Source organism: Aestuariibacter sp. A3R04 (genome assembly GCF_018860805.1).
GTDB lineage: Bacteria > Pseudomonadota > Gammaproteobacteria > Enterobacterales > Alteromonadaceae > Alteromonas.
The window spans coordinates 216661-237688 of record NZ_JAHKQR010000003.1 but is presented as its reverse complement, the minus strand read 5'-3'; the positions used below and the strand labels follow the sequence as shown (position 1 = coordinate 237688).

General features: G+C 46.0%; 15 protein-coding genes. 8 read left to right on the top strand and 7 right to left on the bottom strand.

Annotated elements, in window-relative coordinates:
* Positions 1-265: 265 nt before the first annotated feature.
* From KO518_RS05895 to KO518_RS05865, 7 genes are all read right to left on the bottom strand, one after another.
* Positions 266-1717 carry a sodium:solute symporter family protein gene (locus KO518_RS05895; protein ID WP_216024908.1) on the bottom strand — a complete coding sequence of 484 codons (1452 nt, stop codon included), beginning with the start codon at positions 1715-1717 and terminating at the stop codon, positions 266-268.
* A gap of 37 nt (positions 1718-1754) precedes the next feature.
* Positions 1755-2141 (bottom strand): RidA family protein, encoded by a 387-nt coding sequence (locus KO518_RS05890; protein ID WP_216024907.1) that lies wholly within the window; start codon positions 2139-2141, stop codon positions 1755-1757.
* Positions 2138-3613 carry an amidohydrolase family protein gene (locus KO518_RS05885; protein WP_216024906.1) on the bottom strand — a complete coding sequence of 492 codons (1476 nt, stop codon included), beginning with the start codon at positions 3611-3613 and terminating at the stop codon, positions 2138-2140. The genes KO518_RS05890 and KO518_RS05885 overlap by 4 nt, the downstream gene beginning before the upstream one ends.
* Position 3614: 1 nt before the next feature.
* Positions 3615-4466 (bottom strand): MurR/RpiR family transcriptional regulator, encoded by an 852-nt coding sequence (locus tag KO518_RS20195; protein ID WP_216024905.1) that lies wholly within the window; start codon positions 4464-4466, stop codon positions 3615-3617.
* Positions 4467-4486: 20 nt separating this feature from the next.
* On the bottom strand, positions 4487-5755 hold the full coding sequence (locus tag KO518_RS05875; protein ID WP_216024904.1) for an amino acid deaminase: 1269 nt from the start codon (positions 5753-5755) through the stop codon (positions 4487-4489).
* Between the two features lie 323 nt (positions 5756-6078).
* Positions 6079-6843 (bottom strand): SDR family NAD(P)-dependent oxidoreductase, encoded by a 765-nt coding sequence (locus KO518_RS05870; RefSeq protein WP_216024903.1) that lies wholly within the window; start codon positions 6841-6843, stop codon positions 6079-6081.
* Between the two features lie 13 nt (positions 6844-6856).
* Positions 6857-8629 carry an SMP-30/gluconolactonase/LRE family protein gene (locus tag KO518_RS05865; protein ID WP_216024902.1) on the bottom strand — a complete coding sequence of 591 codons (1773 nt, stop codon included), beginning with the start codon at positions 8627-8629 and terminating at the stop codon, positions 6857-6859.
* A gap of 119 nt (positions 8630-8748) precedes the next feature.
* On the opposite strand from KO518_RS05865, the gene KO518_RS05860 reads away from it, so the two are divergent.
* The 8 genes from KO518_RS05860 (at position 8749) to KO518_RS05825 (ending at position 20901) form a co-directional block, all read left to right on the top strand.
* Positions 8749-9906, top strand: a complete 1158-nt coding sequence (locus KO518_RS05860) for a mandelate racemase/muconate lactonizing enzyme family protein (protein WP_216024901.1) — start codon at positions 8749-8751, stop codon at positions 9904-9906.
* Between the two features lie 141 nt (positions 9907-10047).
* Positions 10048-12693, top strand: a complete 2646-nt coding sequence (locus tag KO518_RS05855; protein WP_216024900.1) for a TonB-dependent receptor — start codon at positions 10048-10050, stop codon at positions 12691-12693.
* Positions 12694-12756: 63 nt separating this feature from the next.
* Positions 12757-13665, top strand: a complete 909-nt coding sequence (locus tag KO518_RS05850; RefSeq protein WP_216024899.1) for a 2-dehydro-3-deoxygalactonokinase — start codon at positions 12757-12759, stop codon at positions 13663-13665.
* Positions 13658-14296, top strand: coding sequence for a 2-dehydro-3-deoxy-6-phosphogalactonate aldolase (locus tag KO518_RS05845; protein WP_216024898.1), 639 nt, complete (start codon positions 13658-13660; stop codon positions 14294-14296). Before KO518_RS05850 ends, KO518_RS05845 begins: the two co-directional genes overlap by 8 nt.
* Entirely contained in the window at positions 14293-15996 is a 1704-nt protein-coding gene (locus KO518_RS05840) for a hypothetical protein (RefSeq protein WP_216024897.1), read from the top strand. The genes KO518_RS05845 and KO518_RS05840 overlap by 4 nt, the downstream gene beginning before the upstream one ends.
* Positions 15993-17408 (top strand): sulfatase-like hydrolase/transferase, encoded by a 1416-nt coding sequence (locus KO518_RS05835; RefSeq protein WP_216024896.1) that lies wholly within the window; start codon positions 15993-15995, stop codon positions 17406-17408. Before KO518_RS05840 ends, KO518_RS05835 begins: the two co-directional genes overlap by 4 nt.
* Before the next feature lie 24 nt (positions 17409-17432).
* The gene (locus KO518_RS05830) at positions 17433-20366 is read left to right on the top strand and encodes a Calx-beta domain-containing protein (protein WP_216024895.1); all 2934 of its coding nucleotides are present in this window, start codon (positions 17433-17435) and stop codon (positions 20364-20366) included.
* A gap of 52 nt (positions 20367-20418) precedes the next feature.
* A complete protein-coding gene (locus KO518_RS05825) occupies positions 20419-20901 on the top strand; it encodes a PEP-CTERM sorting domain-containing protein (RefSeq protein ID WP_216024894.1) in 483 nt (160 codons plus the stop codon).
* The last annotated feature ends 127 nt before the right edge of the window (positions 20902-21028 follow it).

The following is a 21028-nucleotide window of genomic DNA, read 5'->3' as shown; positions in this document are numbered from 1 at the left end:
ATAAAGTTTTTATTAAAAAACAACAACCTCTTGTGTAAATTAATATTTAAAACCATATGCATTCCACACAAAATATGAACCGGTTCATATTTTGTGTGGAATGCATATTAGTGAATACACTATTGTTCTCTGTATTGAACATAAGATCGAAAGCCAGATATATAATATGAGATGAGACGCAATGAAGTCTGCCCGACAGCTTACTGGGCCGCTCTGCAATCAGGTAGCTATCAACAATATCTTAGTTTTCATGCGCAGAATCCACTCACCTACTTTCTTCCATTTCAGCTCTTTCCGCGGCTAATATTGCTAATGCATGTTCGCTATCCAATCGTGATTTTCCCGTACACAGGCTTATCAATATACCGGCAAAGGTAGCGCATACGACCGAGGGAATAACAGGGTTACCCCAAAAAGTATTCCAGTCGTTATTAAGCGTAATTGCCAAAGCGCTTAGCATACCAGTAAATAACGTTGCGGCAGCACCTTGCCAGTTGTATCTGGGCCAAAATCGCCCCAGCAAACCGCACACACACATCCCTGACATCAAAATGGCGATCATTTTAGTGATGTAACTAATAATATCGTTAGATAACAAGGCGAAACCAAGCGCAGCACCGATGGTTAAGACCAGGCTTACTCTGGACAGTAAAACTACTTTACTTGGTGGCGGCATATTACCCGTAGCTAAGCGATACAGGTCTCTCATGATCACGCTCACACCAGCAATAGCATCAGAGCTTGCACTGGATAAGGTCGCTGAGATACCAGCAATAATGATAAAAACGCCTAAGGCCATTGGCATCACGTTCAAAGCAATATGTGGAAAGGCAAACGCTGAGTTCTCTAAACTTTCTGTCATCGCATAGGCACTCATACCTATTATGGCGGGAATGCTAGAAAAGGCTAAGTAGATAATGCCAGAATATATAAAAGATTGGCGAACAGATTTCACATTCTTACCGGAGTATATCCGTTGACGAAAAGAAGGTGTGGCTAAAATGCCTACCAATACAGCCAAACTCAATGAGATGGCAGGTAAAAACCCGATTTTATCCACGGCGAACCAGGTGACATTTTCCCTGGGCTGATTGGCAAGCATTGCGTCCCACCCACCCACATATTGCACAGAGAAAATAGCCATCAAAATAAAACCTGCAAACAACAGTATGGCTTGAATAGAATCGGTCCAAACTACAGCGGTATAGCCGCCGATCACCACATATATAGTAAAGCTAAGGGCAATCAGTAACTTAGCTGTTGTAGTATCCAATCCAGTCAACCAAGATAAGTACATGCCCCCGCCCAAAATATGAGCCCCTAACCAACCAATACTGGCCACATATATAATGCAGGCAACCAGGTTTTTAATGAGGGGGTGGGCGCCCACATAATAGGACAATTCCTCACTCATCGTCATAAACTTTAACTGACGCACAGGCGCAAACAACCAAGCGAGCAACAATACCCCGACGGCTCCTCCAACACCATATAGGGTGCCGGCCCAGCCATTTAAATATGCAAAGCCCACAGCGCCCATCGACGAGCCAGTACCAACCATAGTCGCAACTGTTGTTCCCAAGGTAAGTAGCAGTGGTAAACTGCGTCCACCGAGCAGAAAGTCTTCTCCCGACTTTTGATGCCGGGAAACCAAAAAACCGACGGCAATCATCGCACACATATATGCAATAAAGGCGAAAACAAACACACTTTCCATCTCAGACTCCTACGCAGACACTATGTGCTTGCCGCTATCATTGCGCTTTATAGCAAGTGACATCCACCTCAACTTTGCAGTCCACCACCAGGTCAGCCACCGCACAAATACGCGCAGGAGGATGTTGACCAAAAATTTCTTTGAAGACGTTATTAAATGATTGAAAATATCTTGCGTCAGTGAGTACTACGGTGACATGCACTACATGCTCTAAACCATAGCCCGCTTCTTTCATGATTTCTAAGCAATTCTCGATGGCAATATGAGATTGTTCAACAATCCCGCCCTCGACGACTTCGCCATTTCTCATGGGAGTTTGCCCTGATACCTTTAACCAGCCACCGGCTTCAACTGCTCTTGAAAAAGGCAAATGTTGGCCACCTGTACCTGTGCCGCCCTCAATGCCGTATCGTTTGATTGTCATTTTGCATCTCCTGCTGAATTATGTGCTAAAAATCGCCCCGCTCTAGTGGGCTGAATTGTGTTCTTATCTATTTGATAGCTTAATTGACCGTTAACCCACACAGCATGAATGCCCTGCGAGATTTCAAAAGGCGATGAAAAATCTGCTACATCTTTAATGGTTAAGGGGTCAAACAGAACCAAGTCGGCAAAATAATCGGTTTTAATAAAACCGCGGTGGCCAAGCTTAAACGTGTCGGCTGACAGCCCTGTCATTTTATGAATAGCTTGAGCCAACGGGAACAGTTGTAAGTCTCGGCTATAATGCCCCAATACCCGGGGAAATGAGCCCCATAGTCGTGGGTGAGGATGGGGATCACACGGCAAGCCATCAGAACCAATCATGCTTGATGGGAATGATAAAATGGCCTGAACATCTTTTTCGTCCATACCGTGATAGACCGCCCCCGCAGGTTGCAGTTTTAAAGCGGCGTCATACAGTGACAGCTGCCAGTGGTTGGCAATCTCTGCCAGCGTTTGGCCTGCGGCCTCTGGATGAGGATCAGACCAGGTAATAAATATCTCAAAATCTTTCGTAACCTGCGATAAATCCAGAGTACTGGAACTAGCATGGTAGGGATAGCAGTCACAGGCCACTTCTTGTGAATGCTGAGCTTGCTCAACATGCCGGATCACTTCCCTTGCTCTTCCCCAGTTGTTCTTACCAGCACACTTCAGATGTGATATCACCACCGGACTGTTGGCTTTTTTACCAATGAAAAAAGCTTCGTCCAGCGCATCAAGTATGCCATCAAATTCCGTGCGTAAGTGCGTAGTATAAATTGCGTCGAATTCTGCCAATTCTTCTGATAAAGCGAGTACTTCGCTCGTGGGGGCCCGATTGGCATTTTTATAAGCCAGACCTGAACTGAGACCTTTTGCGCCTTGTTGTAACGCTAAACGCAGTAATTTCGTCATAGCCGTTATTTCTTCAGGCGTAGCAGGACGATTAAGATCTGCCATCACCTGTGCTCTTAAGGTGGTATGCCCAACTAAAGCCACTACATTCACCGCGGAGGGTGTAGCGTTAAGCTGGTGGATATAAACGGCTAAAGTTGAAAATGAAAACTCTGTTTCCTGACCTAATAAATTAATCGGATCAGGTGGAGCGGTATGAGTGGTATAAGGGTAAGCGCTGATACCACAGTTCCCGACAACTACCGTGGTAATACCTTGGCTAATTTTGGCTAACATATCGGGATTTCTAAACACTTCAAGATCATCATGAGTATGCACGTCGATAAAACCCGGTGCTAACACTAGCCCAGTTGCGTCAACACACTGATCAGCGCTGAAAGTTTTGAGTTTACCTATCGCAATGATTTTATCTTCTTTGATAGCGACATCCTGCACTTTGCCATCTGCACCACTGCCATCGAAAACGGTGGCATTTAATATCAACGTGTCACAGTTATTACTCTGTATTGATGTCATGCTAATCCCCCAAAGGCATACGTCCATCCATATGACGATGCTCATCTAAATGGACCTTTAGGCGTCTTAGTTTTTCTCGAGATCTGCGCTGATGCTTTACGGCTAATTCACTACTTAGCATATCAATGGCCGCTAGCATCACGTAACGTGAAGCGCTAGGAGTATAAATGTAATCGAGCTCATGTGTCGCAATTGGCAAATGCACATCAGCCAAGTCAGCTAGTGGTCCGGCCGGACATATTGCTACCACCTTTGCCCCATATTCTTGGGCGATATGCGCAGAAGCTTGTACATCCGGACTAACACCGCCCAATGACAAGCAAATGACTACATCCTTAATATCTACCGTGGCTGCCGTCATTCTCATTAACATGGGGTCGGAATAGGCGTTACTCTTGATATTCAATCGAAATAGACGGTAATGGCACTCTTGCGCCATAGCTGTACTACCGCCACCCACACCAAATATTAGGATGTGTCCCGCCGCTGTTACGATCTGACTGGCCTGTTGCACAACCTCATCAGTAATCAGGCCACTGTTGATCGCAAGAATATCCTGTATGCCTTGGTATATAGCCGAAATATCTTTCTTCTCAACAGGCTGAGTGTTAGTAAACCTCTCTCCTACAGCAGCTGATTGAGCCAGCTTGATCTTAAGATCTCTAACATTTTTACAATCTAACGCCTTGGCTAAACGTGTGATACTTGCATGGCTGGTGCTTGCTTTATCGGCTAGTTCACTAATAGAGGCTTTGGCTGCGAAGTTAATATCGGCCAATATTGTTTTGGCCACTTTCCGTTCAGAGGGGCGTAAATGAGTTAAACGTTGTTTGATTGCTGAAACGATATCCACTGTATTGGTAACCTTATAATTTAAAAGTAAGTGGTTATGTGTTGTCTAATCATATAGTTGTCATCCATCACCCCAATAAATCGCCATTTATCCATCGTTAGACAGGGGTGAGAGGTTGAGAAACTCAGTAGATCACCGGGCTTCAAATCGGCCTCTGCAGAGGTGGACATCATGCAATGTTGGTCCATGATTTTTGTCACTTTCCATTCCGCAGCACTTTTTACCGGTGCGGGCATGCCAGGTCTGAAATGTAACTCAGGTGTTGGTAAACCCGCGTCAAATGCCACGTCGCGCTTTCCCATACCAACGATCACTAAGCCAGGCTCTGGCACAGATTGCACATAAGCCCACAAGGACAAACTAGATTCAAGTTGACCAGCTTCCTCCAAGCTTAACTGACAGGCTAACTCGCTGCGCTCTAGCACTGCACGTTGCGCATCCTGATAAATACCAGTATCGTGGATCAGGTAACATCCCGGTCGAATAATGGGGGTAAATTCAATCTGACGATAATGTGAATGCAGATGTTGAGAAACCAGATCATACCAGGCAGAGCCGGCTCCGGTGACAATAATGTCATCCGTCGAAAAAACACGCTTTTCATACAAGTGCTCGCATAACCGAGTGATGAGTTTCACAAAAGCTATAATTTCGCGCTCAGCATTCTCACCATGGATCACTCCTTCGTAAAAACTAATTCCACAAAGCTGTAAAGCATCATACTGGTTGATCACATCACACAGTTTCATAATATTATGAGTATCACGCCAACCACAGCGCCCTCCCACAACACCAATTTCAAGAAGTATGTTCAACCTGATATTTTTCGCTGAAAAAAACGCTCCTAAACTCTTAGCATTCTCAATGGAGTCAACAAAACAATAAAATTCCAGCCCCCCTTTTTTTAACAGGTCGGCGATGATTTCATAGTGGCGACGACCAACAAGCTGGTTGGCTAAGATGATGCGTTTTATGCCGCTGTGGTATGCAGTTACCACTTGTGGCACTGTCGCTAAACTCATTCCCCAGCATCCCTGTTGCATTTGGAGGTGGAATAGCTCTGGGGACATAGTTGTCTTACCGTGAGGGGCCAACTTTACCTTGGCCTTTTCACTAAAGGTCTGCATCCAGCGGGCATTGTTTTCTAAGGCTCTGGCGTGAATCACTGCTGCTGGAAAACTAATGTCCTCAGCCAGTAAATTCCAACCAGAAGACTGATATGTCTCCGGACATCCCGTACCTTTTTCAACAATGTCATTTGGTTCAACTTTGACAGGAAGGTTGAGCATTTCTTGTATGCCTCACTAAATATCCGGAACAGATAAATCCATCTTAATGTTAAAAAGTAACAAATTCAATATAAAAATAAGTTAGTAAATACCAATAATACACCTGAAATCATTGGGTCAGATTCTGATACGGACAAGGTGTCAGGTTGTAGATGAGACACTGAACAGTATGTTTTGCGTCCAGAGAGAAGTAGCAAAACGAGAAGACATCAGGGGCCATGGCAAATTCGAAGTGATTACTATGCTAAAAATAGCCCCAAAAGTGCAGTTAATAAAACCGCTATCGCAGGTTAAAGGCGTTGAAAAACACATTTAATATCAACTTACACTACACCTCCATCATAGATTATGGTTTGCCCGGTAAGACGGGCGCTTTGTTCGGAAGCTAGCCATAGACACAAGCGAGCAATATCGTCCGGGTTGAGATGCTCCTTAATACACTGGCGTTGCAAGTAGGCATCAAGCTTTTCAGGGTATTGACGCGCTTTTTCTAGTTGTCGCTCTGTTAATACCCATCCCGGTGCAATAGAATTCACCCTGATATTGTTGTGCCCTAGCTCCCTCGCTAGCGATTTCGTCAGCCCAACAACGGCAGATTTTAACGTCGTGTATATCGAAACCCCCTCAACCCCGAGCATCCAGGAAATCGAACCTAGATTGATGATACTTCCGCTACCTTTTTCACGCATGGATACAGCAAGTTGCTGCGCTAAAAAATACTGGTGCCTCAAGTTTACACTGACTCGATCATCAAAGTATTCTGGTGTAACTTGCTCAAAATTATGCGCCTCATCATGCCCGGCATTATTAACTAGTACATCAAATGAATTCACTTTTTCATTCAGTTTATTTACCGCTTGGCGTGTGGCTGGAATATCACGCAGATCACACACTTCAAAAAGTGGCACAATGCCGGTTTTATCAGAAACATAGTCAACGGTCGCCTGGCACCCAGCCAGACTAATGTCAACAAAAGCGACTTTCGCGCCTTGTTGGCAAAAGCGCAGCACTGTTGCCGCTCCTATTCCGCCAGCACCGCCAGAAATCAAAACGGTTTTGTTAGCCAGATCTGTATAGGTTACGTCCATAGTTAACTGCTCCTTACCCTGCAAAGGTCGATACGGGTACGCCACTAACGCCAACATCCAACGCGAATACAGAGCCTGACAGTGGCGCTTCCGCTAACATTTCAGCGGACAAACGGATTCTTGCTGATGTAACGTAAAGTGTTTTTAGATCCTTACCTCCAAAAGCACAACTAGTGGGCCTGGGCACAGGTAGATCAATTACGCGGTCAATGATGCCATCTGCGTCAAAACGGATGACTTTCCAACCATCCCAAATTGCACACCAGACACCACCTTCCGCATCGATAGCCATGCCATCAGGAGACCCATCTTCTTCGCTCAATTTAGCAAACAGTTTCTTATTCGATAAGCTACCCGCGGCCAGGTCATAGTCAAACTGATATATTTCGCGCTTACCTGAGTCGGCTAAATACATCTTGGATGCATCTGCATTCCATCCCAAACCATTGGAGATGTGGAGATTCGACAGCACCTTTCGCAATTTTCCACTAGGCTCCAGGCAATACAGGCCACCTTTGTTGGGAGCGGCATCTAACGCAAGTGTTCCTGCCCAAAACCGGCCTTTAGGATCGCATTTGCCATCGTTGAAGCGACAACCATCCATATCATCAGGCGTTGCTAATGTTGACATCTCTCCTTTTGCAAGATCTACCGCTCGATAGCCTAATTGTGTTACAGCGACATGACCACCTCGTCGACGTGGAACGATCGCTCCGATAATTTCAGGTACATGAAAGCTGCTATCTTGCCCTATTTCTGGGAGCGAGACATGCACAGACGGTTCGAGGATATCGACCCACTCAAGATGTTGCTTTTCCTCATTCCAATGTGGACCTTCACCGAGAAAAGCATCACACGATACAACACAATCCCAGCGATTCGACCCGGTAATGGACGGTCGCCGTTTATTGGCAATGGACATATAGCTCTCGCCTACATTTCCGGCAATACGGCGAGCGGACTCGATAACTTCACGACCTAAACTGTGCAGACGCTCAATGGAGAGACTGTAGCTGCCCCCCACGATTGAAACAGCACCAATTGGCTTTCCATAATAGTCCAGGATTGGTGCAGATACAGAACTCACTCCCAGAAACTGTTCTTCAACGGAAATGGCATAACCTCTGGCTTTCACCAGGTCAAGATGTCGAGTAAACTCGCTGAAGTTAGTAATGGTGTTCGCAGAAAAACGGGTCAGTTCTAATGTACTGAGGGTTTCAGCTAATTCAGTGGGTGGTAAATGAGCCAAAATCGCTTTACCCATCGCGCTGGCATGCAATTGCACTTTCTTTCCCACGCCTAATTCAAGCCGCAAAGGATTGGGCGACTCCTTTTGGTCTATAATAAGTACACCACCGTCATCAATGATGCCCAGCCGCGACGTTTCAACTGACAATCGCTGCAAACGCTGAAGTTCAGGGTCGGCAGCACCGCGCAGATCAAAACCGCTCCACACCTTGTGCGCCATCTCGAACAACCGCGTGCCGAGCTTATAAGTTTGTTCGTTCTGATCATATCTCAGCAACCGAAATTCCACTAACGCCTGTAAGATTCTATGAAGTGTTCCTTTAGGCAGCCCTGATACATCCATCAAATCGCTGAATCTTAACTCTTTGGGAGATTCTGATATCAGTTTGAGAATAGTGAGCCCTTTCCACAAAGCTTGCGTTCCCGGAATTGGAACTTTGCTGTTTTCCTCTTCATCGCTGTTTGCCAGAACTTTACCCCAAGCTTCGCGCTCATTATTCATGAGTTTACTACCGTTAATCACCTTTAATTGTTCCATTATCGCAGATTGCTCCAGGTACACAAGTGGATGACAATATATTTAACAAAAGTATTCCACATGTTGGAAATAATTTCCATTTTATTTTATGCTGAGTGAAAACTCACCAAAAGGAATAAATGAAAATGATAATAACTGAAGTAAAACACTGGCTCATTCGCATGCCATTTAACGAAGAAATACTATGGGCTTCAGGCCGTAGGATTGGTACAACACGACTCATTGTTCGAATAGTAACGGAAGATGGAACCATTGGATGGGGGGAATCGATCTGCCTCATAGATACAGTGCAAGCCGTATTTGAAAAAGTCGTCGCTCCCCTTGCGATAGGGTATCCGGTTTCAGATATTGAACGCTTCACCCGACATGTGCTAGGCGCTGGCTATTATCACCACAAGCGCGCTGCTGTTATGGCAATGTCAGCAATGGAAATGGCCATGTGGGACGCATTGGGGAAAATAACCCATCAGCCATTATATAAATTGTGGGGCGGTGCATGGCGCAAAGAAATACACGCGTCAGCTTATCTGTTCCTCCCCGACCCTGTCGCCGTAGCAGAGAAAGCAAAGTACTTTCTCGACCTTGGCTATACGTCCTTTAAGGCTAAAATTGGATTTAGTGAACGCGCAGATGTTGAAGTAACTGAAGCAGTTAGAAATGTGATCGGTAATAACGAACTGCGTGTTGATATTAATGGTGCATGGACACCTGGTACAGCGAAAAGAATGCTAGCAAAACTATCAGCTTACGATCTGTCTTATGCTGAACAACCACTGCAACTCGATGACTTAGTTGGTCATGCGAAATTGCGACAAAGCCAGTCTGTTCCGATTGCATTAGACGAGAGCGCTTATACCTTAGAAGACGTTGGAAACATCATTAGGATGGAGGCCGCTGACGTCATACTGCTAGACCCTCAAGAGGCAGGAGGTTGCTGGCAAACAATAAAAGCCGCCGGGGTTGCAGAATCAATTGGCATCCCGCTCTCACTGCATAGCGGTGGAGAAATGAGCATTGCTCAGGCTGCTTATCTGCACCTGGCTGCTTCTATCCCCAATATGTCGGTATCTATTGATACGGAACGTCACTACCTCGCAGACGACATCGTCGCCAATCCACTTCGAATCGAGAACGGATCCTATCGTGTCCCTGAATCGCCAGGCCTGGGAGTTGAGCCTCAAATAGAAAAGATCCTCCAATATCAGGTTACAGACATAGTGGGCGCATATTTAGATTCATCTAAGCCAACCTGGTTTCCAGTAAAGCCCGCATTTTGAAAAAAATGGAACTTTTTTCCATAATGTGGATTTTACATGTTGAAACTTTGTTCCAAGTGTAATAACTTTGTTAATACAATGAGAACGAGGCACTTTGGCACTCACAACTTCAGTACTTGGAAACAAATGGAGCACCAGGCAATGAAATTTACGAAAAAGAGAAACTTCACTATTAATTGCATCACGTCAGCTTTGCTACTTTGTTGTGCAACTGAAAGTTATGGGCAGGCTGTTGACAGTAATCAAGCAACTGAGCAGGACGTGGAAACGATTGAAGTCCGAGGTATCCGGGGTAGCCTCGAGAATGCCGCTGCCCGGAAGCGGGACTCCAACCGCTTCATCGATGCTATCGTAGCCGAAGACATCGGCAAGTTGCCTGACACAAACGTTGCTGAATCTTTGCAACGGGTATCAGGCGTCCAGATTCAAAGAACGGCAGGCGAAGGCTCTAGTGTAGCCATTCGCGGCATCCGCGAAAACAGAATTGAAATAAACGGCCGCACCTACGTTAGCCCCTACGGCCGTGGAGTAGACGACTCAACATCCGGAGGGGGAAACCAAGATGTGTTGCGCTTCCTGCCCGCTGAATTAATCAAAGCGCTCGTGGTTACTAAACAACTTACCGCTGACCAAATAGACGGATCACTGGGCGGTACAATTGATGTACAAACAAGAAAGCCTTTAGACAATCCAGGCTTTCAAGCGGCAGCAGGAATTGATCTCACTTATGACGAGCTGGGTGAGGACTCAACCGGCAAGCTATCATTTTTAGTCAGTAACAGCTTTATGAACGACACACTAGGCGTACAACTTAGTGGTGTTCGGAGTAATCGCAATACCACTGAAGACAAATTCTGGAATTTTGGTGGTTGGGTGCCCATGACCGGCGTCGATCCTAACAACGATGGTATTGATGCCTATCGCATGTCAGACCTGCGCTATCAGCAATCCCGTGACGAGCGCGAGGATTTGGCACTAAACCTGGTTACAGAGTTTATTCCATCAAACTCGTCCAAACTTTATTTTGAGTTATTCTACACCGACTCTGATAACCAAAATGACCGCGATTGGTTATCGGTTCCAACTTCTGGCAGTTTAGACGCCTACAATGGCACCGCAATATTTTCTGAAAATGACAGTTTAGTTGCCGGGACCTTGGCAGCGCCGATACAAGGCAATGCTGTGCACGCCCGATTTGAATCACAAACAACTCAACTTGCAATAGGCGGGGAGTTTTCTCTATCTGATGTTTTGGATTTAGAACTGGAACTGGCTCACAGCAAAGCTGAATTAGAAGAGGATCAACAATTTCTGCGCGCGCAGACAATAGAAAATTACGACGTACAGTTTGATTTTCGCGGTGGGGACTTTGCGAGCCTTGAGCTACCAACAGATGTAAACGTACTCGACCCCAGCCTGTATGTATACAACGTTGGATTCGACAGAATCTTTATGTTTGAAAATCAGGAAAATTCTGCACGGGCTGATTTTGATTATCTGATTGGAGGCGATGTATTCGATTCAGTCGAATTTGGTGTTAGATGGGCAGATATGTCATTCAGCAAAGATTACTATGAACAAGTTTTCAGACCAGGCATCAATGCTGCTGATCCTTCCGTTACCGGTTTGGCACTGACAATAGATCAGTCTGGGATTTTGGCAGGTGCAAATAATGTGAGCTTTCCTGGAGAGTTTCTGGCACCAGATACAAGCTTAGGAAGGGGATTTTGTAAACAATACCAACCCGACTGCCCTGGCCCTGTGTTAAGTGACCCCCTGTCTTACAGCGTCGACGATACCATTTTTTCAGCGTATGCCAAAGTCAACTTCTACGGAGATATGGGCCAAATCCCGTTTTCGGGTAATGTCGGTGTGCGTTACTCCGAAACTGAAACAACCGTAAACAATGTTGCAACCGTGCGTGCAGACTCGGGCACAGAGTTTGTTCCCCAATCAATAGAAAATACCTACAGCGATGCCTTGCCAAGCGCTATGCTGAAAATGGAATTAACCCCCGATTTATTTTTGCGGTTCGGGTACTCAGAAGTCGTCGCTCGTCCTAGTAGCCGGGATTTGGCTGTCGCACTAGATGTTGATCCAAAAGAGAATGCAGCAACGGCAGGAAATCCAAATCTTGAACCGTTTCGTGCTAACCAATTCGATGTCTCTCTCGAGTGGTACGGCGAAGATCAAACATCAGTTACCGCAGGTTTATTTTTCAAGGACGTGGACAGTTTCATCGTCACGGAAACCAGTCAGGAGGTACTCCCTGGTTTTGGAGACACGCCGTACTTAGTGCAGCGTCAATTCAATGGGACAGGTGGAGAAGTACAAGGATTAGAACTGAGCTATCAACAGCCATTTACCTTTCTTCCAGGGCCCTTCGATGGTTTTGGAACACTGATCAACTATAGCTATATTGACTCATCAACAGACCTGGTGAATTCAAGGACTGGGAAGGAATTACCACTTATCGGATTGTCGGAAAACAATTTCAACATCGTAGCTTATTTCGAAAACGAAACGATTAGCGCACGCTTGGCGTATAACTGGCGCGATGAATACGTGGATGGCATCGGCGCTGGTGGTGCCGCGATATTCGTTGACGACTTCGCTTCACTTGATGCGTCATTTCGCTACAACATTAGTGAGAAGCTTGCCGTCGATTTCGAGGCGGTCAATTTACTGAACAGCCCAGTTGATCAATACGTTGGAACAAAAGAAACCCAATGGGTTTGGGCTGAAACCGGAGTGCGCTTCACCGTGGGGCTTAGCTATACCTTTTAACATAGCTTATGGGCGGCTCTCCAAGTGAGCGCCGCCTGCTGAATCTTCAGAGGATACATTACCATGCAAGCTGAATTTGTCGGACTAGATTGGGGCACGAGTAAGTTACAAGCTTATGCTTTTGATAAATCTGGCTACTTGTTGGCTGTGGAGCGATTCCCGGTAGGTGTTGGACACGCAACTAAAGAAGACTATATCAACGCTATCCATGAACTCGCAGAACGGTGGCAATCCGAGCATTGGTATGCAAGTGGCATGATTGGATCTGACTTGGGATGGCAACGCGTTGATTATTTAACGTGTCCCACCAGAATAAATGAACTTGCTGAGTCGTTGACGCTAACGAAAATTGCCGATAAGTCCATCTATCTTGTGCCAGGACTTAAATGCCAATCTGTCTTTGATCAACCTGACGTTATGCGCGGGGAAGAGCTAGAAGCTTTTGGTTCGTTGATACGCAATGCCACTCAACAACAAGATTGCGTATTGTGTATACCTGGAACACATACAAAATGGGTCACTTGTTCAGGGTCCTATATCTCTCAATTCAGCACAGCGCTGAGCAGTGAATTATATGATTGCCTTTCCCGCAAGAGTGTATTGCAAGCACTATTACTCGAAAAAATAACACCAGACGATAGTTTTCTTCGGGGAGTTGAGCAAGGCGCTGCTAACGGTAGAGGACTGACGCGGTTGTTGTTTGGTGTCAGGGTACAGTATCTATTGCGTTCACATACCAAAGAGCAATGCAGCGCGTATTGCAGAGGGCTTCTTATCGGCCATGAAATATCGGATAGTATGGCTCAATTTCCCGACGTTGAAGTGGTAGTAATCGGTAATCAGGCACTGTGTGAACTCTACATTACAGCCTTAAAGCACCTGGGATATCAGGCCAGGGATATAAGCAGCAAAGATGCACTGACTACAGGCTTCTTAGCTTTACATTTATGTCGTGAGGAAATTCATGCCTAGTATTAAAAACGCATTTGGGTTATGCCCAATGATCGCCATTATTCGAGGCGCTGAAACGTCATCCATACCAAGCATTGGCAAAGCACTACTACGTGCAGGCGTAAAAATTGTTGAGGTTCCACTAAATTCTCCCTCGCCGTATGACAGTATCGCCATGCTAAAGGAGACAGTTGGCGAAGCGATGGTAGTTGGTGCGGGCACAGTATTAAACCCCAACCAAGTTATCGACGTGGCCGAAGCTGGCGGGGAGATCTGCGTTTCTCCGAATACTGACTGTGATGTCATAGAAGCCGCGCTTTCAGCAGGTATTGAACCCATACCCGGCTATCAAACCCCAACAGAAGCTTTCAAAGCAATTCACGCTGGAGCTTCGTGGTTAAAGTGTTACCCAGTGAACTGTATCGGACCAAGTGGAATTAAGGCGCTTCGGGATGTCATCGCCGATAGTGTCAAACTCATCGCCGTCGGCGGCGTATCTGCCGAAAACGTAGAAGCTTACTTACAGGCTGGATGCAATGGCGTTGGTCTGGCCGGCTCTTTATTTCGCCCGGGGGACTCTGCCGAGCAAGTAGAAATTCGCGCTCGAGCAATGGTAGAAGCAATACGACGCTCCATTGGAGTAGCAACATGACACTGTATGATTTATTCGTGTTCGGTATTTACGTCGCAGGCATGCTCGGCGTAGCTGTTGTGTTTTATAAAAAAAATAACACCTTCAAAGATATGTTTGCTGCCGGAGGCCAATCACCCTGGTGGGTATCAGGCCTTAGTAGCTACATGACGCTGTTCTCCGCTGGTACTTTCGTTGTTTGGGGCGGTATGGCCTTTAAGCACGGTCTCGTAGCTATTTCAATAAATATTGCGAGTGGTTGTGCAGCGCTGTTAGTCGGGTTTTTTATCGCTTCTAAGTGGAAAACACTGTCAATTGCGACACCAGCGGAATATATCCAACAACGGTTCGGTACCCTGGCCGTGCGCTATTACACCTGGATGCTGATGTTTGTGCGAATTGTAGGTTCAGCCGTCGCATTGTACGCGCTGTCTACAATCTTGCAGCCGTTGATGCCCGGAGCCACTGGTAGCGTAGTCAGCATCATTGTGATTTGCGGTATCGTTATAGTACTTTACACCATCATTGGTGGCCTTTGGGCAGTGCTGATGACAGATGTATTGCAATTCATTGTCCTGTCAATTTCGGTGTTTTTTACCGTGTGGCTTGCATTGACGAACGTCAACGATCTGAATGAGTTTGCCAGCAAGGTGCCCGAGGACTTTCTGAACTGGACATCTGCGGGTTACAGTTGGTATTTCTTAGTCGGTTGGATGGCTATTCACCTATTTATGTTAGGTGCTGAGTGGGCGTTTGTGCAGCGCTTTTTGTCTGTTCCCACTAAAAAGGATGCAAAAAAATCGGCGTTATTGTTCGGTGCTTTGTATATTGTCAGCCCCGGAATTTGGCTATTGCCCGCTATGTTGTTCAGAGGTGTAGATGCCACAGCAAACCCGGAACAAGCCTATATCCTGATGAGCCAAAGCCTATTGCCGCTAGGCATGCTTGGCTTGGTCGCCGCTGCCATGTTTTCGGCGACGGCCAGTATGGTCAGTTCACAAATAAACGTGTTCGCAGGTGTGCTCACTGACAATCTATATCTGCATTGGTTAAGACCTAATGCAACTGACAAAGAAGCCCTCTGGGCTGGACGCATTTTCACCGCCATTCTCGGTTGTCTTATCGTTGTTCTCGCCGTCGCTATTCCTTACCTTGGTGGAGCTGAAAATATTGTTTTTAGTATGATGAGTTTGTTTATTAGCCCGTTGTTTGCACCAGCACTTTGGGGCTTATTCAGCAAACACATTGGTCAATCCGCCGTTTGGATTACTGCACTGAGCGCGGCGCTAATTGGTTATTGTTTGAAATTTGGTCTGGCGGAAGGTGGATTGCTGACTCAAATCGAATTGCTCACACCGCTGGCTTCATGGAGCCAGGCAAATGACAGAATGATGGATATTTATGCTGGCGTAGTGACACCGCTGTTAGTTTTGTCTCTTCTTGAACTTAAAGGACGAATAGAAGGTTGGCAATCTGAAGCTTGGAAAAATCTGACAATGGCCGAGGAACAAGAGGCTGGCACTGCAGACAATTACCTTCCACTCTTTATTGTCACCCTGTCTCTGTGGGTATGCGCTGCCATTATAGCAGTTCTCACACTCCTCACTCAGATACATCGGTCAGAGATGATAGTACTGACACTAACCTTAGTCATATTTGCAGCCTTTTTGTCGCTCTACCTTCGTAGAAATAACGTTTCTCTGATAGAGGAAAGATCATGAAACTCATCACTTTCAGCGTCTTACTTTGTTTATTTCAAGGGTGCTTGCAACACTCCATGGCATCACATGCACCTCAGTTAGAAACGGCCGACTCCGGCAGACCAAATATCCTTTTCATTTTCGCAGACGATTTGCGCGAGGATACACTGGGGATCAACAACAATTTGCTCCAAACACCTCACCTCGATGCGTTGGCTAAACAAAGTTTGCTGTTTAATAAAGCGTACGCTGTACTTGCAGTTTGCAGCCCAAGTCGCGCGACTGTATTAACGGGGCGCTATCCCTCGGTACACGGCGTCACAACCTATGGTGATACACCTATCAACCAAGGCTTGCCTACCTTTGTACAGACCCTTCGGGACAAGGGTTACTTAACGGGTGTTACCGGAAAATGGCACGTTGGGAACAGCCCTCAAGATATGGGTTTTACCAGTGCTGATATTTTTCACGCCAACGGCGCTTGGTATGGACGGGAGGTGATTGAAAATGGCAAGGCTAAAATTTATCCCGGCTTCGTTGAGACATGGTCTGTCGACCGCTCAATTGATTTCTTAACTCGAGCATCTGAAACCCAGAAACCTTTTTTCTTGTGGTATAACACCCAGGTGCCTCATATGGATGATGAGTTTTCCTGGCCTGCTACTGAACAATCACTGGCAAGTTATCGCCTCGACGACATGCCTTTACCACTATCCTACCCTCCGGATCACACGGCCACGGGAAAACCACCCTATTTGAGAGAGTCTCGCAGCTATACCCGTGCTATGAATACTTATGGCTATCAAAGTCCTGATAACCTTAAGGCACATATTCGCGACTACTACGCGGCAGTGACTGACATGGACAGAGAAATTGGTCGCTTGCTAAACGCGCTGAAACGCCAGGGACTCGATAAAAATACCTATATAATTTTCATGTCAGATAATGGTTGGTTACTCGGCGAGCATGGCTTGACCAGCAAAGTGTTGGCGTATAAGCCGTCTATGCAGGTACCCTTATTTGTCAGCGGCCCCGATATCCCGGTCGGCGAAAATAATGGGTTGGTAAGTAATGTTGATCTTGCACCTTTCATTCTGGACTTAGCAGGCATTTCTCCGGATTATCGATTAGATGGCGCGTCGTTTAACAAACTATTGTCTGAACCTGCGAGTCAATGGCGGGAATACGTATACTACGAATCGCCGACACCACAATTGATTCCGAGAAGTTTCTTCGCTATTCGGGATGCAGACTACCTATATATTGAAACTTACTCTGCGGAAAACCCTTCAACCCCTGAATTCGTTGAACTTTATGCTTCAAGGGATCCTGCAGAACTCACTAATCTCGCCTTAACTGCTGAAAACACCGAGCTGTTACAAAGGTATGCAACGCAGCTTCGGCAAGCAAGAGAGCATTACGCCTCACCTTAACTACTCTACGTTGGAGATAACTAGATGAAAATAGCACTGCGAAAACAAGCAGCGGGATACCTGTACGCATTGGTTTTGTCACCAGCGGCTCTCGCTGCCGCTGAATATGAACTCAAGCCAAATGAGCATCGACAAACCATTCTGGGACTCGGCGTTGAAATTCAATCCGATAGCATTGGGTCGGGTAACAATGGACTACCAGAGCAGCAAACTGGCATACCACATGATCTAATTTGGTCTGAACGAGAGAGGCTCAACAATGAACTTCTTCAAGGATTTCGCTATGCCAGAGTGGCAATGGGGTTGTATTACAGAGGGTTGACGTACGACAACAAAAATCTGGCAGAAAGGTACCCAGGTCAGCTTGAAGAACTGCGTTCAATTATCATGGATTCAGGTATGGAGGGGGCGTCTGCAGAATATTGGTCCCCTACTCCCTTTTGGAAAGAAAACGGAGATTACATCGGCGGCACCATAGACAACGAAATTGATTATGATGCGTTCGCTGAAGCCGTCGTAACAGACATCCAACACTTCGAAAATGGCGGCATTCCGATGATTCGTTGGACGATACAAAATGAACCGTTTACCAACAACAACCGCTATTCAAATGCCTATTATGAATCTGATGGACAGCGATACTACGATGCATACAAGGCCACTGCGTCAGCTGTGCGGGCCTACAATCCGGACATATGGATTCACGCGGATAGTGGACACGGCCAACACAGTTCAAGAGTGCAATTGTTCCACGATGATCCCGAAATTCTGGAGTTGGTAGACGGCTGGAGCCATCACCGGATCGGCGCAAACTCTGACCTGCAAATTAACCAAGCTGACTACTTCAAAAGCGACGCACATGGCAAGCCCGTATACAACAATGAATACGAATACCTCGATGGTAAAACCAGTGTTTTTCGCATGTTAAACACAGCGCAATCGATCATGAATTGGATGACATTTGTAGATTCGCCTACGTGGTATTGGCTACATGCGCTAAAGCCTTCTTATAACAGTGAATCAGAAGGCTATGGCTTAGGTATCTGGCGTCCCGGTGATGACAGCAATTTTGATAAATACGGCAATATTGAACCCCACCATTGGGATTACCTCACTACCAACTACCATGCCATGGCTGGTTTTCTAAGATATATGCCCTGGAATTCCGTGAGATTTAATATATCTGAGCAAACCGTGCGCAAAGATCAACGCATTATGGGCTGGACGACGCCTAAAGGGCAACGTGTATTTGCACTTACAAACCGCAGTGAGCAGCCATTTACCTTTGAGATTGATACTTCCGGTACGTCAGGACAATTTAGCGGCCATCGCTATGATGTAGACGTCCGTGACCAATACCTGGAAGTAAAACGCGGAGAGACTATTTCGGTCACGCTCCCTCCCATGACAATAGAGTATTGGGTAGAAGAACAAAGCAGTGCTCCGTTAGTGACTATAACGTCCATGACCGACACCATTTGCGAAAATATTCGAGGTGCAAAACGAAGTACATGTGAAGGACGTCCGATGGGGTTATTTAGAGTGACAAGGACGGGCGATATCTCTACTCCTCTAACAGTACATCTTGTCAATCGAAGTTCTGCGAAAATGGGTGAGGACTTTGCAGAAATACCGTTACAAGTCGCCTTTGCCGCCAACCAAGCTACCCAAATTATTCGAGTGCTCCCTAAAGACGATGAAATCGGCGAAGTTGCTGAAACTATCGCACTTGAATTAGATATCGACCCAACATATCGCGTTGGAGAAAAAAGCTGGGCGAGCATGCTTTTAAAAGATGATGCAGATCCGGAAGCAAACTGGGTCGGCGTATTCCCAATCAGTCACCTCGCAGAGCCAAGTATGTCAGGTATTGTCGAAGTAATACGCGACGGCGACCTGACCCAGGAACTCACTGTACATTTGGAGTATGCAGGCAACTCGAGTAGCAATGAAGACTGGATTGCTGGCCCTTCTACTGTAACATTTGCTCCGGGCGAAGATGCGATTCAGGTGACTGTTACTGTACTGGATGACGCAAGAGTTGAGCCAGATGAGTTTGTTACCGTAGCGCTGCTACCAGACGACAGCTATTACGTCGGCAGCCCTGTTGTGACTATGCAAATTGATGATGATGAGAAGCCGCTAGAAATTATTGTTGACAACTTGGATGTAGCCGCAGCGGACATTGTGGGTGATTGGGCTACAAGTAGCTTTTCATCTGAGCGAATCGGCGAAAACTATTTACATGATCGCAAAAATGGCAAAGGTAGTAAATCCGTCACCTTCCGCCCTAACTTACCCTATGCCGGCGCTTGGGATGTATCCATTTACTTTGCCGATGGAAACGACAGAGCCCCAGACGTGCCAGTGTCTATTCACCACGACGATGGTACTGAGATTGTCGACGTAGACATGCAAACAGGAAAAGGTTGGGTGAGTCTTGGTCAATATAACTTTAACAATGATGGTAGTGCTGCAGTGACCATCAGCAATGACTCGTCTGCGGGGTTTGTTATCGCGGATGCCATTCGCTTTCAAGATGGAGGCGTTGTTATTGACAACAAAGACCCAACCGTTGAACTGACTGGAAATTGGCAAGCAAGTAGTTTTTCTGATGACAAAATTGGCGACGACTACCTGACTGATAGAGGACAAGTAAAAGGCGATTTAAGTATTTCGTACTCGTGGGAAGCGCCTGAAGACGGAATCTACATTGCCTATGTCTACTACAACTCAACCAACGATCGCGCGGACAACGTACCGATTTCTGTAACAACATCCAATGGCGTTGAAACCTTTTATATCGATCAGCGCCAAGGCGGAGGCGACTGGGTGTTATTGGATGGCTTCGAACTTACAGCAGGTGAGGAGCCCGTAATCACTATCAGTAATTCAGGTACCAATGACTTTGTTATTGCAGATGCCGTTCGCTGGGTAGTTTCTGCAAGCACGTACTAGTTTAAACACTAAAACGGCCTGTCACAGCAGGCCTTTATAAAAGGAATATACGATGAAAACTAATTTAAGACACTGGGTAGTTGTTGCGATATTGACGTTTGTAACTGCAAACAGCAATGCCGCATTGATCTTTCAAGATGTTACCCTGGAAGGAAATACGATAGGGCAACTACAATTCGATAGCGATGCAGTATATAGCGATTTACTTTTTGCATTTGAAGACCCCTTCTTTGATCTTAATTTCGAAATTGATGGAATGACGCAAACGGCTTCAGATGACATCAACTTCGATTTTGGCCCCGTATTCTTTTTCGACTTAGCCGATTTGAGTAAAGGCGTTATTGGAATGAGCTTTATCAGCAGCTCATTTGAAATTATCGACACTATGGTTCTGGACTCTACTGGAAATTTTCTTGGGGATATTACAATACATCGCCCTCAACAAGTCTCAGAGCCAATGAGTTTTGCACTCCTGTTTACTGGCCTTCTGTTTTTGCTGGCTAAAAATAGACGTCCGATTAAGCAATTCGCTTAAGAGGATATATTGAAATTGTAAAATCAGCGGCTGAGCTTTCCGTTCGCCGCTGTTGCCAGCCCAGCCTCAATAAAGACTCACCGCAAAATATTCGTTGTTGTTTACCAACGCGCACTGGAAAGACGAC